General features: G+C 34.7%; 25 protein-coding genes and 1 tRNA gene. 18 read left to right on the top strand and 8 right to left on the bottom strand.

Translation table 11 applies throughout. From position 1 onward, the window contains the following. Positions 1-52 precede the first annotated feature (52 nt). Positions 53-1,696, top strand: coding sequence for a putative polysaccharide biosynthesis protein (locus FC77_RS03595; protein ID WP_056970163.1), 1,644 nt, complete (start codon positions 53-55; stop codon positions 1,694-1,696). A gap of 367 nt (positions 1,697-2,063) precedes the next feature. Next, complete coding sequence (locus tag FC77_RS03590) at positions 2,064-2,918, top strand: alpha/beta hydrolase (protein WP_162258098.1); 855 nt, start codon at positions 2,064-2,066, stop codon at positions 2,916-2,918. 27 nt (positions 2,919-2,945) lie between these two features. On the opposite strand, the gene FC77_RS03585 is transcribed toward FC77_RS03590, so the two are convergent. Then, on the bottom strand, positions 2,946-3,287 hold the full coding sequence (locus FC77_RS03585) for a winged helix-turn-helix transcriptional regulator (protein WP_054681666.1): 342 nt from the start codon (positions 3,285-3,287) through the stop codon (positions 2,946-2,948). Between the two features lie 194 nt (positions 3,288-3,481). Here FC77_RS03585 and FC77_RS03580 point away from each other — a divergent pair, with 194 nt between their 5' ends. Then, positions 3,482-4,495: a zinc-binding alcohol dehydrogenase family protein gene (locus tag FC77_RS03580; protein ID WP_151443686.1), complete on the top strand. Its 1,014-nt coding sequence runs from the start codon at positions 3,482-3,484 to the stop codon at positions 4,493-4,495. 55 nt (positions 4,496-4,550) lie between these two features. On the opposite strand, the gene FC77_RS07980 is transcribed toward FC77_RS03580, so the two are convergent. The 3 genes from FC77_RS07980 to FC77_RS03570 form a co-directional block, all read right to left on the bottom strand. Then, positions 4,551-4,697: a hypothetical protein gene (locus tag FC77_RS07980; RefSeq protein WP_156171234.1), complete on the bottom strand. Its 147-nt coding sequence runs from the start codon at positions 4,695-4,697 to the stop codon at positions 4,551-4,553. A gap of 117 nt (positions 4,698-4,814) precedes the next feature. Further along, positions 4,815-5,042: a PspC domain-containing protein gene (locus FC77_RS03575; RefSeq protein ID WP_054681669.1), complete on the bottom strand. Its 228-nt coding sequence runs from the start codon at positions 5,040-5,042 to the stop codon at positions 4,815-4,817. Between the two features lie 79 nt (positions 5,043-5,121). Then, a tRNA-Leu gene (locus tag FC77_RS03570) sits at positions 5,122-5,205 on the bottom strand. 99 nt (positions 5,206-5,304) lie between these two features. On the opposite strand from FC77_RS03570, the gene FC77_RS03565 reads away from it, so the two are divergent. From FC77_RS03565 to fba, 5 genes are all read left to right on the top strand, one after another. Continuing rightward, complete coding sequence (locus tag FC77_RS03565; RefSeq protein ID WP_056970160.1) at positions 5,305-6,606, top strand: serine hydrolase; 1,302 nt, start codon at positions 5,305-5,307, stop codon at positions 6,604-6,606. A gap of 3 nt (positions 6,607-6,609) precedes the next feature. Beyond that, positions 6,610-7,458: an NAD(P)H-hydrate dehydratase gene (locus FC77_RS03560; protein ID WP_056970168.1), complete on the top strand. Its 849-nt coding sequence runs from the start codon at positions 6,610-6,612 to the stop codon at positions 7,456-7,458. Between the two features lie 123 nt (positions 7,459-7,581). Further along, on the top strand, positions 7,582-8,226 hold the full coding sequence (locus FC77_RS03555; RefSeq protein ID WP_056970159.1) for a L,D-transpeptidase family protein: 645 nt from the start codon (positions 7,582-7,584) through the stop codon (positions 8,224-8,226). A 259-nt stretch (positions 8,227-8,485) separates the two neighbouring features. Beyond that, entirely contained in the window at positions 8,486-10,171 is a 1,686-nt protein-coding gene (argS, locus tag FC77_RS03550; protein WP_056970158.1) for an arginine--tRNA ligase, read from the top strand. A 107-nt stretch (positions 10,172-10,278) separates the two neighbouring features. Beyond that, on the top strand, positions 10,279-11,163 hold the full coding sequence (gene fba / locus FC77_RS03545; protein WP_054681671.1) for a class II fructose-1,6-bisphosphate aldolase: 885 nt from the start codon (positions 10,279-10,281) through the stop codon (positions 11,161-11,163). Positions 11,164-11,208: 45 nt separating this feature from the next. On the opposite strand, the gene FC77_RS03540 is transcribed toward fba, so the two are convergent. Further along, positions 11,209-12,069: an RluA family pseudouridine synthase gene (locus FC77_RS03540; protein WP_056970157.1), complete on the bottom strand. Its 861-nt coding sequence runs from the start codon at positions 12,067-12,069 to the stop codon at positions 11,209-11,211. A gap of 85 nt (positions 12,070-12,154) precedes the next feature. Between FC77_RS03540 and FC77_RS03535 the strand changes: the two genes are divergently transcribed. Genes FC77_RS03535 through FC77_RS03515 form a run of 5 tightly spaced genes read left to right on the top strand, consistent with a single transcriptional unit; the run spans position 12,155 to position 19,269 of the window. Next, positions 12,155-14,212: a PBP1A family penicillin-binding protein gene (locus FC77_RS03535; protein WP_056970156.1), complete on the top strand. Its 2,058-nt coding sequence runs from the start codon at positions 12,155-12,157 to the stop codon at positions 14,210-14,212. Between the two features lie 21 nt (positions 14,213-14,233). Next, a complete protein-coding gene (locus FC77_RS03530) occupies positions 14,234-14,584 on the top strand; it encodes a YlbF/YmcA family competence regulator (protein ID WP_056970155.1) in 351 nt (116 codons plus the stop codon). Between the two features lie 9 nt (positions 14,585-14,593). Further along, positions 14,594-15,814 carry a metallophosphoesterase family protein gene (locus tag FC77_RS03525; protein WP_056970154.1) on the top strand — a complete coding sequence of 407 codons (1,221 nt, stop codon included), beginning with the start codon at positions 14,594-14,596 and terminating at the stop codon, positions 15,812-15,814. Continuing rightward, positions 15,795-18,299, top strand: a complete 2,505-nt coding sequence (locus FC77_RS03520) for an AAA family ATPase (protein ID WP_056970153.1) — start codon at positions 15,795-15,797, stop codon at positions 18,297-18,299. The genes FC77_RS03525 and FC77_RS03520 overlap by 20 nt, the downstream gene beginning before the upstream one ends. After that, on the top strand, positions 18,292-19,269 hold the full coding sequence (locus FC77_RS03515; protein ID WP_056970152.1) for a 3'-5' exoribonuclease YhaM family protein: 978 nt from the start codon (positions 18,292-18,294) through the stop codon (positions 19,267-19,269). The genes FC77_RS03520 and FC77_RS03515 overlap by 8 nt, the downstream gene beginning before the upstream one ends. Before the next feature lie 75 nt (positions 19,270-19,344). Here FC77_RS03515 and FC77_RS03510 read toward each other — a convergent pair whose 3' ends face one another. The 3 genes from FC77_RS03510 to FC77_RS03500 form a co-directional block, all read right to left on the bottom strand. Next, positions 19,345-20,262, bottom strand: coding sequence for a peptidylprolyl isomerase PrsA (locus FC77_RS03510; RefSeq protein ID WP_056970151.1), 918 nt, complete (start codon positions 20,260-20,262; stop codon positions 19,345-19,347). A 112-nt stretch (positions 20,263-20,374) separates the two neighbouring features. Continuing rightward, entirely contained in the window at positions 20,375-20,710 is a 336-nt protein-coding gene (locus FC77_RS03505; protein WP_056970150.1) for a hypothetical protein, read from the bottom strand. A gap of 9 nt (positions 20,711-20,719) precedes the next feature. Further along, positions 20,720-21,151: an HIT family protein gene (locus tag FC77_RS03500; protein ID WP_056970149.1), complete on the bottom strand. Its 432-nt coding sequence runs from the start codon at positions 21,149-21,151 to the stop codon at positions 20,720-20,722. Between the two features lie 91 nt (positions 21,152-21,242). Between FC77_RS03500 and FC77_RS03495 the strand changes: the two genes are divergently transcribed. The 5 genes from FC77_RS03495 to ytpR all read left to right on the top strand — a co-directional run bounded on the left by FC77_RS03495 (position 21,243) and on the right by ytpR (position 24,880). Then, positions 21,243-21,983 (top strand): ABC transporter ATP-binding protein, encoded by a 741-nt coding sequence (locus FC77_RS03495; protein WP_056970148.1) that lies wholly within the window; start codon positions 21,243-21,245, stop codon positions 21,981-21,983. Beyond that, a complete protein-coding gene (locus FC77_RS03490; protein ID WP_056970147.1) occupies positions 21,976-23,163 on the top strand; it encodes an ABC transporter permease in 1,188 nt (395 codons plus the stop codon). Before FC77_RS03495 ends, FC77_RS03490 begins: the two co-directional genes overlap by 8 nt. 2 nt (positions 23,164-23,165) lie before the next feature. Next, the gene (gene trmB / locus FC77_RS03485; protein WP_056970146.1) at positions 23,166-23,825 is read left to right on the top strand and encodes a tRNA (guanosine(46)-N7)-methyltransferase TrmB; all 660 of its coding nucleotides are present in this window, start codon (positions 23,166-23,168) and stop codon (positions 23,823-23,825) included. A 65-nt stretch (positions 23,826-23,890) separates the two neighbouring features. Then, complete coding sequence (locus FC77_RS03480; protein ID WP_056970145.1) at positions 23,891-24,211, top strand: thioredoxin family protein; 321 nt, start codon at positions 23,891-23,893, stop codon at positions 24,209-24,211. Positions 24,212-24,232: 21 nt separating this feature from the next. Further along, positions 24,233-24,880 (top strand): YtpR family tRNA-binding protein, encoded by a 648-nt coding sequence (ytpR, locus tag FC77_RS03475; RefSeq protein ID WP_056970144.1) that lies wholly within the window; start codon positions 24,233-24,235, stop codon positions 24,878-24,880. Positions 24,881-24,960 lie beyond the last annotated feature (80 nt).

Here is a 24,960-nt window from a genome sequence, read left to right as displayed (position 1 = left end):
TTGGCTTAATTGCTTCAAAATAAACTGTTAGTACATGAATTAGGGAAAATAAATGAAAGAAAATAATTTAAATGATAAGGACACGCAGGATACTTTTATTAAAGGTTCTGCATGGATGACTTTTGGTTCCATTGCCTCACGTATATTGGGTGCACTTTATATCATTCCCTGGTACGCATGGATGGGTAAATATGGGAACATTGCTAATGCTTTAACAGCAAGAAGTTACAATATTTATAGTATATTTATTTTAATCTCAACTGCTGGAATTCCGGGTGCTGTAGCCAAGCAAGTAGCTAAATATAACGCGCTCAATGAGTATGGAGTTGGTCGAAAACTTTTTCGTAAAGGATTGTTTTTGATGGCAATCCTGGGCATTGTTTGTGCCGGCATTATGTATTTTGCATCGCCTCTACTAGCTTCGAATGGTAGTCAGAGCGATCCAAGGCAAGTTGCAGTTATGCGAAGCTTAGCCTGTGCAATTTTGATTATTCCAATTTTGAGTATTATGCGTGGCTACTTTCAAGGGTATGCTGATATGATGCCATCCGCGATGTCGCAGTTTGCTGAGCAACTTGCTAGAGTTATTTGGATGCTTTTATCTGCATACGTAATTATGCAAATGCAACATGGTTCCTATGTACATGCGGTTATTCAATCGAACTTCGCAGCTGCAATTGGTGCAATTTTTGGAATAGCAGTGTTAGTTTGGTTCTTACTTAGACGTCGGAAGAAAATGAATAGTCTGATTGCAAGTTCAGATGATCAGATTCACGTTTCAACTGGAAGTTTGTTTGTTGAAATTATTGAACAGGCTATTCCGTTTATCATAATTGATGCTGGTATCCAATTATTTTATTTGGTTGACCAATACACATTCCACCCAATGATTGCAGGTTTAATCAAGGCAAGCTATGATACGATCGAAAGTTGGTATGCATTGTTTGCATTGAACTCCAATAAATTAATTATGATTATCGTATCAATGGCTAGTGCAATGGCCGTAACAGCTATTCCACTTTTGTCAGCAGCACATACACAGGGAAATTATAAAAATATTTCTAAACAGATTAGTAATACGTTAGATTTATTTTTATTTGTTATGATTCCTGCTTCATTTGGAATGGCTGCTATTTCAACTCCTATTTATACAATTTTTTACGGTTATGATTCTCTAGGTTCTAGTGTCTTATACCTGTCATCTTTTACGGCAATTAGTTTAGGTCTGTTTACGGTATTGATGGCAATCTTACAGGGATTATCAGAAAATGGATTAGCAATTAAATATTTAGTATTAGGATCAGTTATAAAGATACTCCTACAATACCCAATGATTTATTTGTTTAAGATATACGGGCCATTGATTTCTACTAATATTGGAATGTTGGTCATTATTTTCTTAGCAATTAAACACCTTGAAGTCGGATTTAACTTTAATATTGGTAGAACGTGTCGACGTTTTATCGGTATTGCGGTATTTTCGATCGAAATGTTTTTAATTGTTGAAGCCGTTGAAAAAGTTATGGAAATTGTATTAACTCCTGAGCGTCGAATACCTGCTTTAATTATTGTATTTGTTTCTGTATTAGCTGGTGTGATCTTTTATATTTTTGTAACGGTTAAATCTAAACTTGCTCAAAAAATTCTTGGTAGCAAAGTTACAAATGTTTTAAGTAAATTTCATATTAGGGCATAAAAAAGAGCGTTGACATTCAATTAGAGTGTCAACGCTTTTTTGGTAATTTAAGATTAAGACATACTATACAAAATTAATATTAACTGCTTATTGTAAAAATAATATTTACTATCTTCACCAGCATCATATTATTTCTACACTGCTACTATAGCATATAATCGTCATAAAAGTAGAAAGCGTTTACTAAAGTATAAAGAAAAACGACAAGTAATGTTACTTGCCGTTACGCCCCTGCCAAGGACCTCTATTTTAGCAATAAGAAAAAATTGATGCAATTTAAGGCTTAAATATTTATTATGTTGTGTCTTTTGGCATAAAATACATTCAAAAATAAGTATGAAAGGGAGAAACAGTAATGTTTTCCAAAATAAGAAAATCTAAATTTTTAATTTTTTTAATGTTGCTTTTGATTTTATTGGTTACAGCTTGTTCAAAAAACACTATAAAATCTAATAAACAGCTGTCAAAGACACAAGTTGGATATATCAGTACGACACCGACTTTCTTCTTTCATGGCTGGGGATCAAGTGTTAATGCTGAAAGCCATATGGTAAATGCAGCTCAAGAAGCTAATGTTACTAAAGATGTGATGACGGCCATCGTAGATAAAAATGGAAACGTTAAATTAAGTGGTCATATTTCTAAGAATGCACAAAATCCGATTATTAAAGTAGGTTTCTTAGATAATCATAACCATAATTACCAAACTGATGCTCGTTTTGCTTATAACGCCATAACGTCGGTACAAACAAAATATCCATTTACTAAAATGAACCTCGTAGGTCATTCTATGGGGAATATGGATATTTTGTTTATGCTTCTTTATTATGGTCAGCGTAAAAAATTCCCACAGGTTAAACGGCAAGTTGATATTGCTGGTCACTTTAATGGGATTCGTGGCATGCAAAATACTGCTTATTCGCATAATTATAAAAATGGTAAACCCCATCAAATGGATTCAGATTATAAAAAATTAACTAAGTTGCGACAAATTTATCCGAAGGGCGTTAGTGTGATGAATATTTATGGTGATTTAGAAAATGGTACGCATTCAGACGATGATGTAACTATTTATTCTGCACGTTCCCTGAAGTACCTGGTTTCTCCAAGAGCAAGTCATTACGAAGAACATATGATTACTGGTCCAAACGCTCAGCATAGTAAATTGCATGAAAATCCTAAAGTTGATGACTTATTAATAAAATTTTTATGGGGTAAGTAATAAATAAAGAGATCGTTAAGAAACTTCTTAATGATCTCTTTTGCTGTTTTGGTTAAAGTTTTCTCCCCAGATCTCCATGGCATTAACAATTGGTTCAAAGCTTTTACCAAAATTTGTTAGTGTGTATTCTGTTTTAACAGGAACAACGGGATAAATTTCTTTGTGGATAATATTGTCTTTTTCAAGTTCCAATAACTGTTTAGATAGCATTCGTTTGTTAACGTAGGGAAGCTTCCTCTGTAATTCAGAAAATCTTAACTTTGAATTCTTAAATAAATGGTACATGATAACGGTCTTCCATTTTCCAGAAATGAACTGTAATGTACTTTGTACCGGACATCCTGGATCGCAATTATAAATTTTACGCAATAATATCACCTCATTAATAACTTTAATAATTATAGTATTTTAGCATTGCTTTTGCTTAAGATTACTTTTTAAGTTGTTTATTTAAATAAAAGTAGGTGAATAATTAGTCCCTAAGTGAATATGAATTCACTTATTAACAGATAAATAGCTTGAATTTATAATTATTTAAGCAAAGGAGAAAACAAATGAAAAATATGAAAGCTATAGGATTTAAGGAACATTTACCTATTGAAAATGAAAAAAGTTTAGTTGATATTAATAAGGAAATACCTGTTGTCCAAGGACATGATTTGTTGGTAAAGGTTAATGCTGTTTCAGTTAATCCAGTAGATGTTAGTGTAAGAAGGAACGGACGTGGCCAATTAAAATATCCAAAAATAATTGGCTGGGATGCTGTTGGAACTGTTGCGCAAATCGGGAACCAAGTTACTAATTTTAAAACCGGTGATCGTGTATGGTATGCTGGCAGTTTTATCCGTCCTGGTTCTGATGAGGAGTTCCAATTAGTAGATGAAAGAATAGTTGGTAGCGCTCCAGTAAATTTATCTGATGAACAGGCCGCAGCAATTCCATTAGTTGGATTAACTGCTTACGAATCTTTATTTGAACAGTTACCAATAAATGTAAAAGCGAATAATCATAATAAGGTTATTTTAATCATTAATGGTGCTGGTGGAGTTGCTTCAATTGCCGTTCAGCTAGCTCATTTAGCTGGGTTAAAGATTATTGCCACGGCTTCTCGTCTTGAATCAATTAAATGGGCTAAACGTAATGGTGCAGATTATATCGTTAACCACCGCCATGATTTAGTTAAACAGGTTAGAGCATTAGGTTTTAAGTATGTTGATTATATTTTAAATTTACAAAACCTTGATGCTCATTGGGATGAAATTGCGCAACTGATTAAGCCAGAAGGGTTTATAGCGGCGACCACAGAAAATCATCACTTAATTGATTTACAAAAGCTTACTAAGAAAAAAGCAACTTTTGCTTGGGAATGGATGTACACGAAATCTTATTATCATACTTCTGGTATGATTAGCCAATCGCATATCCTGACCAGGTTGGCTAAGTTGTATGATGATAAGAAATTAAAATTGATTGACACTAAACATTATTCACCAATTAATGCTAAAAATTTACGAAAAGCACACGTTGACGTTGAAACGGGGCACATGACTGGTAAAGTTACCCTTAGTGGTTGGTAGAAAGAAAAAAAGCATGATTTCATATTTTGAAATCATGCTTTTTAAGTGCATATTTTTATTGAAGAGTATGAGAATTAACATATTCAGTTTTCGCAACGGTAACTGCTTTAACTTTTTGGGTTTCACTGAATAGAAAAGTAGCAGTTACGGTAGAGAAAACTACAACTGCAAGGAATATTCTTCTAAATACTTTAGTAGACAATAATTTTTACCTCTTATTTGTGGTTTATTATGAATAACTAATTATTCAATTTGAATTATAACCTTTTTATTGGTAAGCGTTACCATATTTGCTAAAAATAAAAATATTATTTAATTTTTACTTTTTCCTGTATTGTCCATCTAATGTGTCACTGTGATCATCTTGTTCTGGCATAACCATAGCAGCAATCATATAAAGGATTACTCCAGCACCAACTCCGGTAAACAAAATTATTGCCGCACCAATAATTCTTACCCAAGCTTTGTCTAAGTCGAAGTATTCAGCAATACCACCGAAGACGCCTGCTATGACCTTATCTCGTGATTTTGTTAGTCTTTTCTTCATAACTTTACCTCATGTTTTTTTATTTATTGCCAAAAATTTTATATTAAAAAAGCTAATCAATCAATGATTAGCTCTCCAATGTCCCGAAAAAGATTCGAACTTTCACTCAGTTACCTGAACAGCGACCTGAACGCTGCGCGTCTGCCAATTCCGCCATCGGGACAATATATTTAGAACACATGAATAATAATACCAAAAATTTGGTAAAATGTAATCATAAAACTTACTTAATATAAATATTTCTGCTTTTAAGGGAGGATTTATGAAATTTACTCGTAAAATAAAAAAGCTAATTATTGGCTTCGTTGCGGTAGTATCATTAGCTACCTGTGCTGCTGGTTTTACTAGACCAGCTAGTGCAACAGATAATGTAAGCGATAATTACCATGCAGACCAGCTTGATTTAAATGTTAAATCTGCTATTGCTATTGATAGTCATACAGGACAACTTTTATATGGTAAAAATGTTAATCAGGCTTTGCCAATAGCTTCTATGACAAAACTAGTGACTGTTTACCTAACTTTACAAGCAATTAAACAGAAAAAAATTTCTTGGGTAACAACGGTTAAACCTTCAGCTGCCATTGTAAAGGTTGCTAATAACTCTGATTATTCAAACGTTCCCTTAAAGAAAGGGCATTCATATACAATTAAGCAATTATATGAAGCGACTTTAATTGAATCAGCTAATGGGGCAGCCATGTGTCTTGCTCAAGCTGTTGCCGGTTCTCAAACTGCTTTTGTTAAACAAATGCGCCACCAGTTAAGAAACTTGAAGATTAGTGATGCGCAGATTTATACTGTTTGTGGATTACCAAATGGGAATTTAGGTAAAGATGCATATCCAGGTGTAAGTAAAAATGCGGAAAATAAAATGTCCGCAAAGGATATGGCAATTGTTGGGCAAAACTTACTTAATGATTTTCCTGACGTTTTAGATACAACGAAGATTGCTCACCTTGATTTTATTGACGGTAAAAAGAAAACTAAAATGACTAACTCTGACTGGATGCTAAAGGGATTACAACAATATGATCCAGCTTTAAAGGTTGATGGGTTGAAGACCGGAACAACTGATGCAGCTGGGGCCTGTTTTATTTCTACTATTAAACGTAACAATGCGAGGATTATTACTGTGGTGATGGGTGCAAAACACCGCGACGGCAGTGACCCATCTCGTTTCGTCCAAACTAAAAAATTAATGAATTATATTTTCTCTAAGTATGGTCCAATCACCTTTACTAAAGGGCAAGCTATAAAAGGCATAACAACTACAAAAGTAAAAGACGGGAAACAAACTAGTATTGGTGTAGGGATGCAGAACAACACTGAAGTTTGGGATCCGATAGATGGTAAAAAGCTTTCAACCGCCTTACTAAATAAAGAAGTTGAAGCCCCGGTTAATAAGGGGCAAGTGGTTAATTACTATACATTTAAATCTGGCTCAGAAAAATTAATTTCACTTTCTCAATCAGACGAAATGCGTTTAGGAGCCCAAGCTCTTCAATCGACTGGCAAAGTAAACTTCTTAGTAAGGTTCTGGCGTTGGCTCTTCGGAGGATAAATGATGGTAGAAATTACTGAAGATATTCTCACAAAAGTTATTAAAGAACGTAAAAGTGCTACTCACAAAGGTAATTATGGTCGAATTTTATTAATTGGTGGTAGTGAAAATTACGGTGGAGCTATAATTATGTCTACTGAAGGTGCGATTGCTGCTGGCAGCGGTTTAGTGGCTGTGGCCACACATTCAATGAATTTAACTGCATTGCACGCACGTGACCCAGAAGCAATGTATATTGATTGGCGCGATCATAGTCTACCCAATTTAGTTAAAAATATGGACGTGATTGTATGTGGGCCTGGCTTAGGAACGAGTGCTTTCGCTACAAAAGTCTTAGTAATGCTTAAAGATATAATTAGTAAAAAGCAAACAATTGTCTTGGATGCCAGCGCACTCGATTTAATTGCTAAAGATCATGAATTATTGCCATTTAATGCTGGACATATTGTCTTAACCCCGCACCAAATGGAGTGGCAAAGACTTAGTCAAATTAGAATCCCGTTTCAAACGGATAGTGCGAATAAAACAGCTTTAAATAAGTTGGAAGCAGAAGGGAATATAATGCTTGTCTTAAAATCTAACCATACGCATGTATATGATGAAAAAGGGCAAGTATTTATCAATCCAATTGGTAATCCAGGTATGGCAACTGGAGGAATGGGAGATACTTTAGCAGGAATTATTGGTGGCTTTGTTGCACAATTTGGTCCTAAAATTGACTCGATTCTGGCAGCTGTGTACATTCATTCATTAGCTGGTGATATACTTTATAAAAGTAATTATGTGGTTAGACCAACGGTAATATCTAAAATTTTACCGCGTTTGATGAAAAAATATTCTGGCTTAAATTGACCATAAAAAACACTTCTTGTTGTAAAATACAATTGACTGTACTTTTTTAAGATTTATTGAATTTGTACAAATATAATATTGAATTTTAAAAAAGAGACTGACTTAGAAAGAGACTGACTTAGTATGAAAAAAAATCTTTTAAAATGCGTGACTTTTGTTTTTATAATTTTGATATGCATAATTAGCCTGGTCAAATTGTCTATTCCAAAAGAAAACAATAGTGAATCTGAAGGTGCTAAAACTTCTTCAGTAAAGAAAAGTAATCCAGTGTCTTTTAGACCTTACAAAGATCCTGATGACATTGCATCTGAGGGAAGCTGGAACGAAAAAAGCGAAAGCAAAGCTTATCCTAAAATTAATAATAAAGAAAAAGATTTATCACTTAGGGTTTCTTTAAAGGGTAACCGGGTTTATTTATTGAAGAATAAAGAAGTCGTTTACACAATGCTCTCAACGGCTGGTATATTTAAAGGCGGTAAGTCAATGACTCCAATCGGAACTTTTAAAATTCGAAGCAATCGTGGTGAGACCTTCTTTAATAAAAAATTGAATGAAGGTGCCCATAATTGGACAAGTTGGGATCCAACTAATGTGTATCTTTTCCATTCAGTACCGACAAAAGAAAACGGGAAATTTAATATTAAAGAAGCCAATAAATTAGGTAAAGATCAGGGCTCACATGGTTGTATTCGGTTGAGCATTCCTGATTCACATTGGCTAATGAAAAATATTCCGGTTGGGACAAAGGTTGTAATCAAAAATGATTAATATTTAGTCTATTGGCTAAGTTGCTTTTTCCTGCTATAATCAAGTTTTGAAAGAATTAGAAGTAGTAATAAATTTTTTCTAATAAGCGAATCTGTGTTGGTGTAAGACAGATAGAAATATTTGTGAAAGCGTGTCTAATTAAATAAATCGATAATTTAAGAAGCGGATACTTTGTATCAATTAGAGTGGTACCGCGGGAATAATCTCGTCTCTTTCTACGTGTGTAGGAAGGGGCTTTTTTTATGAAATGGGGTAAATAATGGACTTTAAAAATGAAGTAGTTGAATTAATCTCAAGTCAGGTTGACTTGCCAAAAGACAAGATTAACGCATTAATTGAACGTCCTAAGAATGAAAAAATGGGAGATTATGCATTTCCTGCATTTGCATTAGCAAAAACGATGCATAAAAATCCTGCCGAAATTGCTAAAAATATAGCTGCAAATTTAAGTAGCGATGATTTTGCTAGTATCAAAGCTGTTGGTCCTTATGTTAATTTTGCAATTAACCACCAAAAACTTATTTCTTTAACTCTAGCAAATGTTTTATCGCAAAAAGAACACTATGGTGATCAAGAATTGGGTCACGGCAATGTTCCGATTGATATGTCGAGCCCTAATATTGCTAAGCCGATGTCTATGGGACATTTGCGGTCAACTGTAATTGGGAATTCGATTGCTATGACCATGAAAAAGGTTGGTTATAGCCCAATTAAGATTAATTATATTGGTGATTATGGTACTCAATTTGGTAAATTGATTGCAGCCTATAAGCATTGGGGAAATGAAGAAGATGTGAAAAAAGATCCCATTATGAATCTTTTCCATTACTATGTGAAATTCCATAAAGAGGCTGAAAAAGATCCTAAACTCGATGATGAAGGTCGGGCATGGTTTAAGAAACTTGAAAATGAGGATCCTGAAGCGGTTAGACTTTGGAAGTGGTTTAGAAAAGTTTCCCTGGTTGATTTTAAGCGGATATATAAAGAATTAGGTGTAACTTTTGATTCTTACAAAGGTGAAGCTTTCTTTAATGATAAAATGCAGCCAGTTATTGACGAGTTGAAAAAAGATGGCCTCTTGCATGAATCTGAGGGTGCACAAGTTGTAGATATGGGTCCAGATAAGAATCCAGCAATAATTGTTAAGTCTGATGGTACTAGTATCTATTTGACCCGTGATTTAGCCGCAGCAATTTATCGTAAGAAGAAGTACCACTTTGTTAAAATGATTTATGTTGTTGGCAACGAACAGAAGCAGCATTTTGTCGAGCTTAAAAACGTTCTTAAAAAGATGGGCTATGATTGGGCAGATGAAATCTATCATGTTCCGTTTGGTTTGATTACCCAAAATGGGAAGAAATTATCCACTAGAAGGGGCAATGTTGTTTTCCTTGATCAAGTTTTGAAGGATGCAGTATCGCTTGCTAAAAAGCAAATTCAAAAGAAAAATCCCAACTTACCTAATCAAGGTCAGGTAGCACATGACGTTGGTGTCGGGGCCGTTATTTTTCATGATCTTAAAAATAATCGGACAGATGATTTTGACTTTAATTTGGAAGAAGTTGTCCGTTTTGAAGGAAACACCGGTCCGTATGTTCAATACACTAATGCTCGTGCACAAAGTGTGTTGAGAAAAGCTAAAACAATGTGCAAGAAACCTGAAAGCCAAAATGTTAAATTGAGCGATGATTGGACTTTTGCGGTAGCCAAAGACTTGGCTGATTTTCCAAGGATTATTGCAAAAGCAAGTGAAGAATTTGAACCATCTGTTATCGCTAAGTATGCTTTAGACTTAGCCAAGAAATTTAATAAGTACTATGCAAATATTAAGATTCTAACAGATGATGATCAGATTGGTGACCGGCTTGCATTGGTTCAAGCTACATCAACTGTTTTGACTGAGGCACTTAGGCTTTTAGGCGTAAATGCACCTAAAGAAATGTAATTCGGTAAATGAAAAATATAAATAGCGCTTACATCAAATGAAAGATTGTTCATAAGTTAATTAATACGGTACAATATAATTGTAAGTTTTTATAGGAGGTATTTCGAATGGCTTATTTTGACAACGGCAACGAAATTTTTAAAGATGCTCGTAAGAACCATTATGCTGTTGGTGCATATAACACTAATAACTTGGAATGGACACGTGCTATTTTAAAGGCTGCACAAGAAACTAAGACACCATTACTGATTCAAGTATCAATGGGTGCTTCTAAGTACATGGGTGGTTATAAGTTTGTTAAGGACATGGTTGCAGACCAAATGGATTCTATGGGTATTACAGTCCCAGTTATCCTGAATTTGGACCATGGCGATTATGATGCAGCTGTTGAATGTATTAAAGATGGTTATTCATCAGTTATGTTCGATGGCCACAATCTTCCAACTGATGAGAACTTAGCTAAAACTAAGGAAATCATTAAGATGGCTCATGAACGTGGAATTTCAGTTGAAGCTGAAATTGGTAAGATTGGTGAAAATCAAGGCGCTCAAGGCGGAGAATTGGCTTCTGTTGAAGATGCTAAAACTTTCGTTGCTGCCGGTGTTGACAAGCTTGCTTGTGGTATTGGTAACATTCACGGTGTTTATCCTAAGGGCTGGAAAGGCTTGAACTTTGATCGTTTAAAGGAAATTGCTAATGCAGTTTCTGTTCCATTAGTATTACACGGTGGTTCAGGTATTCCAGAAGACCAAGTTAAGAAATCCATTACCATGGGTATTGCTAAGGTTAATATCAATACTGAATTCCAGCAAGCATTCCAAGCTGCTACTCGTAAGTATATTGAAGATAAGAAAGACTTGGATACAGCTAACAAGGGTTATGACCCACGTAAGTTATTACTTCCAGGTACTGAAGCTATTACTGCAGCTATGAAAGAAATGATTGGTTGGTTGGGTACTCCATCAATTGATCATATTCTTGGATACAAGTAATTAATTCAGATTATTAATAAAAAAGCCCAGGAATCTGGGCTTTTTTCATACTCTAATTTTTTCTTTCGGTAATTTAACCTTAACTTGTTGAAAAGTAAATGGTTTAATAAAAGACATTTTGTAGGCGATTAAAGCTAATTTTTCACCTTTTTTAAAATTTTGATTATAAAGTGGATCCCCAACTATAGGACAACCACTTGCAGATAAATGAACTCTGATCTGGTGAGTCCGTCCTGTCTTTAAAATCAATTTGATAATTGCCGTACCATTTTGGTTTCTATGCAATACTTGATAATGTGTAATGGATTTTAAGCCATCCTTTACCACCATTCGTTTACGTCTATCACTTGGATCTCGGCCAATTGGTAAATCGATAACTCCTTCATTTTCAAGCTTTTGACCATTGCTAACTTTTGCTATGTAATCGCGGTGAAATGTCTTGTTTGTTAACTCCTTGTTTAAAATGGGGACCACTGCCGGATTTTTAGCAACTAATAATAAGCCACTGGTAAGCATATCTAAGCGGTGGACAACAAAAGGACTTTTTCCTAGGTATGTTGTACAATCGTTGAGTGCAGTATCCGTTTCGTGTAAGTTTGGATGCGTTTTTTGTCCGCTAGGTTTATTGATAACGAGTAAATCATTGTTTTCGTAAATAACATCTGGCATCTGTCCACTAGCTGGATATTCATGCTGGTGCGTTTCAATAAAGTTTAATTTGATTGAAATTCTATCATTTGGGTACACCAATTGGTTGAAATAATGGTATTTGTCATTAATTTTGATTTCATGATTGATTCTGAGATAATGGCGCCATTTACGTGGAATTAAAAGTTTACGTAATAAGTCGCTAACCGTTGTTGTTTTCTGATTTTTGGGATAAATAAGTGTAAAATAATAGCTCATAAATATTTCTTAAGTCTTTTTCAAATAAAAAAATACGTTCGTGAATGTGTTACAATTTTAATTGTTTTTAAAAGGAGCAGATTTAATGGAGAATAACCAACCAAAGAAAAACGGTTTAAAAGGTGTATGGCACCGATTTGACAACCGTTTTTACATCGGACGCTGGGTCATTTTAATCTTGCTTAGCATAGCACTTTTGATTTGTTCTTATTATACAATCAAAGTTAAAACTTCAAATATTTCTAATTTGAAGGCATCGTTATCAAAAACTACTGCGATTTATGATTATAAAGGAAATAAAGCAGGATCTCTATATTCACAAAAGGGTTCTTTTGTTGAATATGACAAAATTTCTCCCAATATTACAAATGCGGTTATTTCTACAGAAGATAGAACGTTTTGGAAGAATCCTGGCTTTAGTGTAAAGGGAATGGCTCGTGCCGGTTTGAGTATGGTGATTCATCATGGACAAATTACCGGTGGTGGTTCAACCATAACGCAACAATTAGCCAAAAATTCCTTACTTACCCAGCAACAGACTTTTTCTCGTAAGTTGGAAGAGTTGTTTTTTGCAATTGAAATTACGCACGTTTACTCTAAAAAAGATATTTTGACCATGTACCTAAATAATGGCTATTTTGGTAACGGAGTATGGGGTGTTCAAGATGCAAGCCGCAGATATTTTGGTAAAAATGCAAATGAAGTAACTTTAGGTGAAGGGGCTACTCTTGCCGGCATGCTACGTAGTCCTAGTTATTATAATCCAATTGACCATATGGCCAATGCTTTGCAGCGCCGAAATACTGTTTTAGGTTTGATGGCTGCTAACGGTAAGATTACTAATGGTCAGGCGAAGGCAGCACAAAAACACGGCTTAACTTTAAATAATACTTTTCAAAATAAAAATGGTTACCGTTACCCTTATTTCTTTGATGCAGTTATTAATGAAGCAATCAATCGTTATGGCTTAAAAGAAGAAGACGTAATGAATAAAGGTCTTAAAATTTATACAAGCCTGAATCCGCATTATCAACAACAGCTTCAATCAAAATTTGATCAAGGCAATCTTTTCCCAGCAACTGCAGCGGATGGAACAGAAACACAGGGTGCTAGTGTTGCAATGGATCCTGCAACTGGTGCCGTTCGTGGTATTGTTGGCGGCCGTGGCAAACATGTCTTCCGTGGCTATAACCGTGCAACCCAAATGAAACGGCAACCTGGTTCATCCATCAAACCATTAGCTACTTATGCACCTGCGCTTCAAGCAGGTTATCACTTTGATTCAGAACTTTCTAATAGATTACAAAAGTTTGGTAGAAATGGTTATGAACCACATAACGTTGATAATGGGTATTCTAATAAGATTCCAATGTACCAAGCAATAGCTCAAAGTAAAAATGTGCCGGCAGTGTGGTTACTGGATAAAATTGGTGTTAATAAAGGTGTCCAATCCGTTCGCAATTTTGGTATCAATGTACCTAAGAGCGACCAAAACTTGGCTTTGGCTTTAGGTGGTTTATCGAGCGGTGTTTCGCCGTTACAAATGGCCCGTGCTTATTCTACCTTTGCAAACAAAGGTAATTTGCCCAATAATTCATATTTTATTACTAAAATTACTGATGCTAGTGGAAACGTATTGGCAGAAAACAATAATCCTGGTACACACCGGATTATTTCTACTAATACTGCCAAAGAAATGACTACAATGCTGCTGGGGGTCTTTACGAGCGGTACTGGGCAGGCAGCTCAACCAAGTGGCTACCGTGTAGCTGGCAAGACCGGTTCAACGGAAGTACCTAATTCATATGGTTTTGGTACTAAAGATCAATGGATCGTCGGCTATACGCCTGACGTTGTGCTTGCTACCTGGGTTGGATTTGATCGTACCAACAGGCAACATTACATGCACGGAATTTCTGAGACCGGTATTACGAGACTTTATAAAGCAGAAATGGAAGGTATTCTACCTTATACTGCACAAACGCAATTTAGTGAAAAAGCACCGGGACAAATCATTAGCCAAAACGGTTCAAATTCTGATTGGACCAATGGATTGGGTGATGAAATTCAAAAAGGTATCGGTTCGGCCGGTGAAAAATTTAATGAATGGTATAATAATATTAAAGGCCTTTGGGGCGATTAAATTTAGGAGGATTTATTCTTTATGGTAAATATTTATGACTCAGCTAATCAATTAGCTTCTGACTTACAAAAAACTAACGAATTTAAAGCTTTACAAGAAGCTGTTGCTGGGGTTAAGAACAATAAAGATAGTTTGGCTCTGTTTAAAAAGATGGACAAATTACAAACTAAAATTATTGATGCTCAAAGATCAGGAAAAGATTTAACAAAAGAAGATCAAAAAGATTATAAGGATTTAAATGAGAAGGTTCAAAAAGATGCCGGTATCATTAAACTCCTTAAGGCTGAACAAGGTCTATATAAGACGGTAGACGATGTTCAAAAGACTTTTACAAAGCCAATTAATGATCTCTATGATGATATTAGAAACTGATAATTAACAATGAAATTTATTCATTTTGCTGATGCGCATTTAGATAGTCCGTTTAGAGGGCTATCTTTTTTGCCATCTAAGACTTTTAAACAAATTTATCAAGCAGCTGATGAATCACTTACTAAAATTATTGATTTAGCCTTGGATGAACAGGTAGATTTGGTTTTAATTGCAGGTGATACCTTTGATAATAATAAACCGAGTCCACGTAGCCAATTATTTTTTGCACGAGAGATCAAGCGGTTAACTGACGCTAAAATTCAAGTTGTCATGATTTTTGGTAACCATGATCATATGAATTTAGATGATTTATTAGTTACTCCTAGCCCCTACTTTAAATTGTTGGGTGCAAGTGAGAAGGTTGAAAGTGCTTCTTTTGAAACCAAAAATGGCTTTTCATACGTTGTAAACGGCTTTTCATACTTAAATAATCATATTGTAGATGATAAATTAACTGCTTTTCCAGCTAAGGGCGATAGTTATACTTTTGGACTTATGCATGCTCAAGAAAAGACAACGCAAGCCAGTCAGAATGTTTATGCTCCATTTGACGTAAATGAAATGAAGGACTTGGATTATGATTACTTTGCATTAGGCCATATTCACTTGCGTCAGAGCTTATCTAAGGACCCGTGGATAGTTTACCCGGGGAACATTCAAGGCCGTCACATTAACGAAATGGGGCCTAAGGGATGTTATTTAGGACAAATTGATGAGCAAACGGGACAAACCGCAATCACTTTTAAGGAAACCGGGCCGATCGTATGGCAAGAAATTTCTGTAGAATTAAATAGTTCTGTCACCAAAACAGATTTACAAACAAAGATTTTGGGTAATCTAAGTGATATTAATCAGACTACATACTTTAGTGTTCACCTAGTTGGAGCCCAATATTTAGATGGTGATGAGCGTGAACTTGTTCAAGATAAAGATTTTTGGCAGAGTATTTCAGCTAATCTTAATTTTAATTCCCAATTAGTTGACGTACGTTTTGAAAGTAATAACCGGTTAGAATTGGATCCTAATGATCAGACGTCTTTTGAAAAGGCAAAAAGTGAGGTATTTTCACAGCCTAATTTTATGAAAATAAGTAAGGACTGGTTGAGAAAAGATCCATTGGCAGAAAAACTTGTTTCAGATCCACGTTTTCAGAATGAAGTAAAAGAATTAGCTGAAGTTAAATTAAGTAGTAGGTTGAAAGGAATTAACGATGAAACTGAAGAAAATTAAAATTGTTAATTTCGGCCAATTCTCGAATTTAACTTTTGATTTGCCAAGTAGCAGATTAAATGTCTTTTTTGGTGCTAATGAAGCAGGTAAGAGTACTGTCGTTGCTTTTGTTAAACAAATTATGTTTGGCTTTTATTTACGATCTAATTCTTCACCTTTCTTTGAGGATTATAGGCCACTAGCGCATGTTAGCCCGATGGGTGGCTCCTTATTTTTTGAAGATACAACAGGCAGCAATTATGAATTGGAACGTTTGTGGGCAAAGGGAGATAAAACCAAGCTTGGTATTTTAACCGTAAAAAAAGATGGACAAACTGTACCCCAAAATTTATTTTTTGATCAGATTAAAAATATTGACGGTGCTTTTTATGCTGACAGTTTTATTTTTAATCAAGAAATGCTGAATCAGGTAAATAGCTTAAATCAAGCGGATTTACTTGAAAGAATTTATTATTTAGGTGCTTCTGATAGCAACAGATTGCTTGATGTGCGCGATGATTTTGCTAAGGATGCTGGCCGCTTGTTTAAGAAAACTGGTAAAAAGCCAGAGCTTAATCAATTATTAAAAGAATTAAAAGATAAGCGTGCAAATTTAGCTGATGTTGAGCTGCAATTTAAGAAATACGAGGAATTTAGTTCTGACTTACAGAATAAAGGTGCACAGTTAAAGCAAAAACATGCAGAATTAGTTAAATTACAGAAAAAGCAAAACAAACTAGCAACTTTACAACAAGAATTGCAAAGTTATAAGCAATTAGAAGTGCTTGAGAACAAGAAAAAGCCGATTAATTTTGATAGTAAAAATTATCAACAAGCACAGATGCTTATTGGTCAGATTCAGAATTTACAGAAGAACATCTCTTCATTAGAACAAAAAATTAAACATTTTAGTGAAATAAGTGTTGGCGATGCAGATGCTAAAAGGGTAGTTCAAAAAAAATCTGAACTTTTGCAGTGGCAATCAGAATATAAAGCTTGTATGCAAAGAGCAGAACAAATTGAGGATGAAGAAAAGCAACTTTTGGCGATAACACCAGATTTACAGAAAGTCATTAATCTTAATCCAACCCAAATTAATGATTTAAGAGCGGAATATCAAAACTTGCCTAAAGAAACTGCGAGTTCAAAAAAAGCCAATAATAATAATTTAGGCAAAATTTTATTATTGACTGGTGGATTGCTTTCTGTTCTAGGATTAATTTTACTGTTTTCATCAGGCGCTCAAGGGTTAATTGCTTTAATTGTTGGAATTATTATTTTTTGTGCCGGTTTTTATAAACAAAAAGCGGAGCAAAAGCAACGGGAATTATTTACCAAGCAAATTAATTCCGATAAAGAACGCCTACTCAATTTTAAGAAAAAGTATGGTTTAGATCCAGACAACCTTGATTTAACTAACCTTCTTAACCAGTTAAACCAATATAGGTCCAAAGAAACTGCTAAAAATTCTAATGATAAGCAGATGAAAGAAATTAATTCTAATATGTTAGGATTAGCAAGAGTAATTGAGAACCTACTTAATAAATCAATTAATCATAATTTTACTGATTTGCTTAATGCAATTAATGAGATTGAATCTGAATTAGATGAAAAGCGGCAACGAGCTGAGCAAAGAGAAAATTTAAAGAGTAACTTAATTGAAACTAAGCAAAATTTAAAAGAATTAGAATTAAAATTAAATACGCTTCTTGCTCAAGCAAATGTTAAAACGATGGATGAATATAATGATTCATATCAAATGTATTTAAATCAGGCTAAGTTGGATACACAGATTGATGCATTAAAAAGCAGTTTAGAAGATCATTTAGATGAGTTGCAGGATTTAAGTAAAAATCCGACTACCGTTAAAGATAGGGAAAAGCAGTTAGACGAAAAAATCTCTTCTGTGGAAGAGACAGTGGATGACTTGCAGAAACGAGTTGCTGAAGTTCAGGTTCAAATGAATGATTTATCCGATTCAACTGCTATGTTTGAAGCTAAACAGGATTTAGCTAATACGGAAACTCAATTTGAAAATGTAAGTAAAGATTATTTGGCCGATCTTTTTACCTCTAAGTGGGTTGGTAGAGCGTTAGATTTAGCTTCTAATGAGCGTTTTCCCAAGATGCTGAAATCTGCTAAAGAATACTTACAACTTTTAACTTCTGGGCGTTATACGGACATTCAAATTGATAAGAAGATTACAGTTACTCGTTTTGACGGTAAAGAACGGGCAGTTAAGTATCTCTCACGCGGAACTGCAGAGCAATTATACTTCGCTTTGAAATTGGCCTTTGTTGGACAAGTAAGAAAGCAAATTAATTTGCCAATTTTGATTGATGACTCGTTTGTTAATTTTGATGACAAGCGTGTGGGATTGATTGATCAATTGTTAAAAAAGATCTCTAAGTATAATCAGGTCTTAATTTTTACGGCTCAAAGTAGTTTAGTTGATAAATTACAAGTAAAGCCACTGACTTTTACGAAAGGAAACCAAAATGTTTAAACGTTTACTAGATTATAACGATGGTGAAGAATTAGAAATAGTTGTGTTAATTAAAAATTCTCAACTTCGTCATACTAAAAACGATAAACTTTATTTAGCTTTAATATTTGGTGATAGTTCTGGTGAGATTAGGGGTAATTATTGGGATGCCAATAATCAGGATGCGGCTACGTTTAATACGGGAACGATTGTTGAATTGAATGGTAAGCGTGAAGAATATCATGGACGTCCACAGATAAAAATTTATAGTTTGCGGTTTGTTGGTCCTCAAGAGGGTTATGACTTAAATCAATTTATTAAATCGGCTCCCGAAAAAATTAAAGATATGAAAGAAGGGATTAATAAATATATCTTTGATATCTTGAATCCGACTTGGAATAGAATAGTCCGGTACTTGCTTAAAAAGTGGGGCAAACGTTTCTTTGATTATCCAGCAGGGAAAAGTAACCACCATGCGGTACGAGGTGGTCTAGCTTACCATACTTTGTCAATGCTTAGAGATGCTAAAGGAATAGCTGATAATTATTCGCAAGTTGACCGTTCACTTCTATATGCCGGTTGTATTTTGCATGATATGGGCAAGGTTTTGGAATTAACTGGTCCCGCAGCCACACAATATACTACGGAAGGGAACTTGATCGGTCATTTGGTTTTAATTGATGAACAAATTATGATGGCTGCTCAAAATTTGAAAATTGATACAGAGTCCGAAGATTTGCTTTTATTAAGACACATGGTTTTATCTCATCATGGTAAATATGAATATGGGTCACCTAAGTTACCTGCATTGCTTGAAGCAGAAATATTACACCGAATCGATGATTTGGATGCCACCGTCTATGCCGTTACGAATGCTTTACAACACACTAAGCCTGGTACCTTTACCGATCCATTAATGGGTGAGGATAATAAGCGATATTATCGTCCTAAAAAAGACGAGGCGCTCGATAAATCTAAGCCCTTAGAATAAAAAATAATATATAGCATAAAAAAAGAGAGAAGTTTTAAAATTTCTCTCTTTTTTACTTTGTAGTAACAGCTTTAGTTAATTGCCTAAACCAGAAGCGGAACCAGACTCAGAATTTGAAACATATGATGATAATACGTTCTTCAAATCATTATCTTTAATTGAAACATCTGCACGCTTCAAAACAGTAGCAATAACACTTCTCATGGTTTGTTGATCTTGAGACATTGACTTGTAAATTTGATCATCAATGGCTGACTTGTGTGAGGCAAATGAACCCTTAGCTGGATGGTTGATCATCTTAATTACATGATAACCAGATTGTGATTTAACTGGGGTACTAGTAACTTGACCATTCTTAAGCTTAAATGCGGCTTTCTTGAATGCTGGGTCTAAAGTAGTATCGGTTGAATCAAATGCAGGAAGCTTGCCACCCTTATTCTTGGTTGCAGTATCAAGTGAATCTTTCTTAGCTAAGCTACTGAAACTCTTACCATTCTTTAATTGACTGATAATATCTTCAGCAGTAGATTTCTTAGATACTAAGATATGTTGAACGGTTACCTTTGGTTGGTAAGTCTTCCAAGCTTTCTTTTCTTGGCTCTTTGAAACTTTCTTGATATCTTTCAAAGCTGCTTCAGAAAGAAGGGTTGTCTTCAAGTTTTGCTTAAAGCTTGATTGGGTCATGCCATTTTGTTGAAGAACGGCACTAAACTGTGAACCATATTGTTTCTTATAATTGTTAAATTGTTGATTAACTTTTTTATCTGAAACTTTCTTGCCATATTGTTGATCTAATACATGGTTAATGATCATATTAGCCAAAGTAGTTTGACCAGCTTGTGACTTCTTCATTTCATTGTAGTATTGTTCTTGGCTGATTTTACCGCCTTTGTATGAAGCAACGGGTTTACCACCATTAGAACAGGCTGTAGCTGATAATGCGATACCAGCTACAGCGATAACTGCAGCTACTTTTTTAATATATTTCTTCATAAAATAAATTCTCCACATCCTTAATAAACTTAAGTAACTGACAACTAATATAACATAATTTGACTTTTATGTTTTTCAAAACTCAAATTTTCATAGAAAAATCAAACATTCTTTAATTTTTCTTAGTATCATTACCTAGATGTTGATTTAATTGGTCAGATTGCTTTTTCATATTTTTTAAGATCTTATTGCTTCTGGTTTGGTAATGATTAACTTCGTCACCAATATCGCTGACCGCTCTCTGAGCTGTGGGCAGGCTCTCGTTTAATTTATTACTAGAATTTTTGAAACTTTGAATGCTGTGCTTAAAATCAGTCGCATCGTGTTTAAAACCATCGTATTCTCGTTTAAGAGGTTTACCCACGCGGTTGCCATTTTCATCTTTAAATAATGAAAAAACAAAACCGGCTGCACTTCCCACAACAAGACCTAAAGCAAATTTATTCATCTTTTCTCCTTAGAATTGTTCCCTAATTTTCTCAGCTATTCTCTTGTAATCATCTTCCGTATATTTATCAGCATTGTTACGGGTCTTCATTTTAAGGCCATCCCCCTCAAATCTGGGGATAAAGTGAATGTGTGAATGCATTACAACCTGGTTAGCACTCTTACCATTGTTGGCGGTAATGTTCATCCCCGTAATTTTAGGATCAAATTTTTTAACTGCATTGGCGATTGCAGGTATATATTGTAGGTATCTTCGTGCATCTTCAGCTGTATAATCAAAGAAGTTGGTGATGTGTTTTTTGGGTACCATTAAAGTATGTCCAGGGTTAACTTGGGAAATATCCAAAAAAGCTTTTACATCATCGTTTTCAAAGACGGTGTAGCTTGGAACATCGCCACGAATAATTTTACAGAATAAACAATCTTTTATTAAATCACTCATTATTGTGCCTCGTATTTATGTAACTTTAGTTTCCTATAGTATTCATGCTATCATAGAAAATGTGTAAATTCAGTAGAGAAAGATAGGTAAAATGGCTCTTAAAATTGAACATTTAACTGGCGGCTACACGGGAGTCCCAGTAATTAAAGATATTAACTTAGAAATTAAAACTGGTGAAGCCTTAGGTCTTATTGGCTTAAATGGGGCAGGTAAGTCTACTACCATTAAACATATTTTGGGTTTATTACGCCCACAAAAAGGGGAAATCAGCTTAAATGATGTGGTCTTAACGCAGCAGCCGACAGCGTTTAAACGGCAGGTTGCATATATTCCTGAGACTCCAGTTTTGTATTCAGAATTAACCCTAAAAGAGCACTTAGAACTGACCATGCTTAGTTACGACTTAGATGAAGGTGAAGCATGGCCTCGTGCACATGAATTACTTAAAATGTTCCGGTTGGATGATAAGTTAGACTGGCTGCCGATTCACTTTTCAAAAGGGATGCAACAAAAAGTAATGATCGTGTCTGCTTTTTTGGCTGACACAAGTTTGCTTGTAATCGATGAACCCTTTACTGGTCTTGATCCTTTAGCTGTTGCTAATTTGATTAGTTTGATTAAGGAGGCAACTGCAAAAAATAAAATGGTTTTGATGACTACTCACGTGTTAGCGGAAGCACAACAAGCTGTTTCTGAGTATGCGGTATTGAACAATGGCACGATTGAAATTGTGGGCAGTCTGCAAGAAATTAGGACACATTATGGTTTGAAGCCGACTGATACGTTTGATAAGTTGTACCAAATTTTAAATCAGGAGCAACAAAATGAATGAATTAGCGAAAAAAAGGTTAAGCATAAATTTTAAACAATCGCTAAAATATTTAATGCTGGTTTTCAATGATTTCTTTATCATAGCCTTGATTTTTATGTTTGGTGCACTCATGTTTTGGTACGCACAGAGCATGAAAACAATGCCGGCTAATCTATGGTTTTATAAATCAATAGTGGGAGCAATTTTGTGGTTGCCACTATTGGCAGGTCACTTGGTAACCTTGGTTAAAAAAGCCGATTTACAATTTCTATTTACCCAAGATGAACAGATGGATGACTATTTAAAACCAATGTTGGCTTATAGTTTAATATTACCTACAATTCTCTTGTTACTAGTTGCTGGGATTTTATTTCCATTTGCTACGGTTAAAGCCGGTATTAGCCCATTAAATTATGGTTTATCCGTAATTATTACCTTTTTATTTAAATTTACCCAGCTAGAAATTGAAAAGAAAAATTTGCTTTTTGGCAATAAAATTTCTAATTGGTTGATAAATTTGCTTACTTTATTAGTGCTTTCTTTTGGTATGTACTATCCGCTCATAATTATTGTTGGTGTAGGCGTAGTACTTAGTATGGTCGGTTACTTTATTGCTAGGAAAAATCAAATGTTTGACTGGCGTTATGCGGTTAACAAGGAGCAGGCACGAAAGAACCAGGTTTATGCATTATTTAGTATGTTTACAGATGTTGAAGAAAAGCAGGTTAACATCAAGCGTAGAAAATACCTTGATTTCTTGTTGCCCAAATCTTTAGCTAAAGAAAATCCAAATAAATTTTTATATCGTAGATCACTTCTGCGTAATCCGGAGAATTTGAACTTGCTTGTGAGGATGACTGTCTTTGCTATCCTTGTTTCTTGGCTTGTACAAAGTTGGGCTTGGGCATTAGGCATGTCTGCCCTAGTTATCTTCTTAACAGTTTATCAATTATTGCCGATGGTCAATGAATTTGATTCTAATATTATGTACCGGGTTTACCCAATTGTCCGTAAAAATCGTGGGCAAGATTTAGTTAAAGTCTTAACTTCAGGTTTGCTCATACAATGGCTTCTTATCGGTGTTTTCTGGTTACTCTTTTTACCAATTGATTTACACCTACTTGAAGCAATCGCACTTTTGTTAGTATTCACATTATTAGTAACATTAATTTACCTACCTTATAAGACTAAGAAGAATTAAAAATGAGACTAAGAAATAAACCATGGGCAATTAAGCTTGTTAATGAACATCCGGAAAGTGTATTACAAAATCCGGATCCCGCTAAAAAAATAAATTGGGATAAACGTTTTGCGGACTTTTCACAGCCATTAGAAATTGAAGTAGGTTCTGGGAAAGGAAGATTTATTACCACCTTAGCTGCACAACATCCAGAAAGAAATTTTGTGGCTATAGAATTACAAACTACGGCTGCAGGAATTATTTTAAGAACCAAATTAGAAAAACATTTGGATAATTTGCAAATTTTGCGTGGAGATGCAGCAGATATTAATCGCTTTTTTGCACCTAATAGTACCAATATTATTTATTTGAATTTTAGTGATCCGTGGCCTAAAACCCGTCATGAGAAGCGTCGACTCACTTATAAAGCATTTTTAAGTAAGTATCAGGAAGTGCTTACCCCAAACGGACATATTGAATTTAAGACAGATAATTCAGGTTTGTTTGCTTATTCAGTTAAGAGTATGAATAACTTTGGTATGCATTTTGATTTTGTGTCGGTTGATTTGCATCATGAAAAAGTGAAGATTAAACAGAAAAATATTGAAACTGAATATGAGCAAAAATTTGCGGCTAAGGGCAATCCAATTTATGCACTTTATGCGAGTTTCAAAGCAAAATAATTTGCAAAAGTACTATTTTAATTTATAATACTTACTAAAAGTAAGAAAATGATGAGGTGTTACAAATGGAAAAAGTTAAAGAATTAGATCAAAATAAATTAAATGAAATTACCAAGAATGGTCGAGTTATACTTGAATTTTCAGCTAGCTGGTGCCCAGATTGCCGTTTCTTAGATCCATTCATGCCAGAAATTGAAAAAGATTTTCCAAAAGCAAAATTTTATAATATTGATCGTGATGGTTCGATCGACTTGGCTAAAAAGTTAAATATTATGGGAATTCCTTCATTTGTTGTCTACCAAGATGGCAAAGAAATTGGTAGACTAGTTAATAAGGATCGTAAAACTAAAAAAGAAGTCGAAGACTTTTTACGGTCAGTTGACTAAATAGAGGGGAATTAATTTTAAATGATCACTAGTATTAATAAACGTAGCTATCCCAATACTTTAATCGTCGTTTTGGATCAAGACAAAGGTAAGAGCGAGTTTGAAGAAAAAGATGACGTAACCAAGGTTACTGATAGTAAAGGTAAAGTAATTGGTTTCAATTTTTTCAATGTCGATAAAATTATCGATTACGATAAGTTGCCGAATGGACCAGTAAAACTTTCTGATGACCAACTCACGGCATTAAATAAAAAATTAGCTGATGTTGGCTTTAATGAGAAACTTTCTTATGGTAAACCAACCTTGGTTTACGGCTATGTTAAGACTTGTGAGAAGCATCCAGATTCAGATCATTTACACGTAACGATGGTTGATGTTGGCAATGGTGAGGAACATAAAATTGTGTGTGGTGCCCCTAACATTGCTCAAGGTCAAAAAGTTGTTGTCGCTCTTCCTGGTACGTTAATGCCGAATGGTCAAGAAATTTGGCCTGATAAACTTCGTGGCGTTGATTCATATGGAATGATTTGTTCAGCTCGTGAACTTGGCTTGAAACATGCTCCGCAAAAGCGTGGCATTATGGTTGTGCCGGATAGCTTCAAGGTTGGGGCAGCATTTGAACCAACCAAATGTGATGAATTAATCGCTAGTGGTGACATCACTTTATAGAGAATAAAAAGGAGAGTCCTTAGATGCAATGTCATTAAGTTAAGACATTGACAAAGCTGATGATACTTTTTAAGACATTT

The sequence above is a fragment of the Lactobacillus acetotolerans DSM 20749 = JCM 3825 genome, assembly GCF_001436775.1.
GTDB lineage: Bacteria > Bacillota > Bacilli > Lactobacillales > Lactobacillaceae > Lactobacillus > Lactobacillus acetotolerans.
The sequence above is the reverse complement of the archived record's forward strand: the minus strand, read 5'-3'. Positions and strand labels throughout refer to the sequence as shown.

Excerpts from the sequence above, each read along its gene's own strand:
- FC77_RS03595 (WP_056970163.1), top strand. The coding sequence starts at position 53 with ATGAAAGAAAATAATTTAAATGATAAGGACACGCAGGATACTTTTATT.
- FC77_RS03580 (WP_151443686.1), top strand. The coding sequence starts at position 3,482 with ATGAAAGCTATAGGATTTAAGGAACATTTACCTATTGAAAATGAAAAA.
- FC77_RS03575 (WP_054681669.1), bottom strand. The coding sequence starts at position 5,042 with ATGAAGAAAAGACTAACAAAATCACGAGATAAGGTCATAGCAGGCGTC.
- FC77_RS03565 (WP_056970160.1), top strand. The coding sequence starts at position 5,305 with ATGAAATTTACTCGTAAAATAAAAAAGCTAATTATTGGCTTCGTTGCG.
- FC77_RS03560 (WP_056970168.1), top strand. The coding sequence starts at position 6,610 with ATGGTAGAAATTACTGAAGATATTCTCACAAAAGTTATTAAAGAACGT.
- FC77_RS03555 (WP_056970159.1), top strand. The coding sequence starts at position 7,582 with ATGAAAAAAAATCTTTTAAAATGCGTGACTTTTGTTTTTATAATTTTG.
- argS (WP_056970158.1), top strand. The coding sequence starts at position 8,486 with ATGGACTTTAAAAATGAAGTAGTTGAATTAATCTCAAGTCAGGTTGAC.
- fba (WP_054681671.1), top strand. The coding sequence starts at position 10,279 with ATGGCTTATTTTGACAACGGCAACGAAATTTTTAAAGATGCTCGTAAG.
- FC77_RS03540 (WP_056970157.1), bottom strand. The coding sequence starts at position 12,069 with ATGAGCTATTATTTTACACTTATTTATCCCAAAAATCAGAAAACAACA.
- FC77_RS03535 (WP_056970156.1), top strand. The coding sequence starts at position 12,155 with ATGGAGAATAACCAACCAAAGAAAAACGGTTTAAAAGGTGTATGGCAC.
- FC77_RS03530 (WP_056970155.1), top strand. The coding sequence starts at position 14,234 with ATGGTAAATATTTATGACTCAGCTAATCAATTAGCTTCTGACTTACAA.
- FC77_RS03525 (WP_056970154.1), top strand. The coding sequence starts at position 14,594 with ATGAAATTTATTCATTTTGCTGATGCGCATTTAGATAGTCCGTTTAGA.
- FC77_RS03520 (WP_056970153.1), top strand. The coding sequence starts at position 15,795 with ATGAAACTGAAGAAAATTAAAATTGTTAATTTCGGCCAATTCTCGAAT.
- FC77_RS03515 (WP_056970152.1), top strand. The coding sequence starts at position 18,292 with ATGTTTAAACGTTTACTAGATTATAACGATGGTGAAGAATTAGAAATA.
- FC77_RS03510 (WP_056970151.1), bottom strand. The coding sequence starts at position 20,262 with ATGAAGAAATATATTAAAAAAGTAGCTGCAGTTATCGCTGTAGCTGGT.
- FC77_RS03505 (WP_056970150.1), bottom strand. The coding sequence starts at position 20,710 with ATGAATAAATTTGCTTTAGGTCTTGTTGTGGGAAGTGCAGCCGGTTTT.
- FC77_RS03500 (WP_056970149.1), bottom strand. The coding sequence starts at position 21,151 with ATGAGTGATTTAATAAAAGATTGTTTATTCTGTAAAATTATTCGTGGC.
- FC77_RS03495 (WP_056970148.1), top strand. The coding sequence starts at position 21,243 with ATGGCTCTTAAAATTGAACATTTAACTGGCGGCTACACGGGAGTCCCA.
- FC77_RS03490 (WP_056970147.1), top strand. The coding sequence starts at position 21,976 with ATGAATGAATTAGCGAAAAAAAGGTTAAGCATAAATTTTAAACAATCG.
- trmB (WP_056970146.1), top strand. The coding sequence starts at position 23,166 with ATGAGACTAAGAAATAAACCATGGGCAATTAAGCTTGTTAATGAACAT.
- FC77_RS03480 (WP_056970145.1), top strand. The coding sequence starts at position 23,891 with ATGGAAAAAGTTAAAGAATTAGATCAAAATAAATTAAATGAAATTACC.
- ytpR (WP_056970144.1), top strand. The coding sequence starts at position 24,233 with ATGATCACTAGTATTAATAAACGTAGCTATCCCAATACTTTAATCGTC.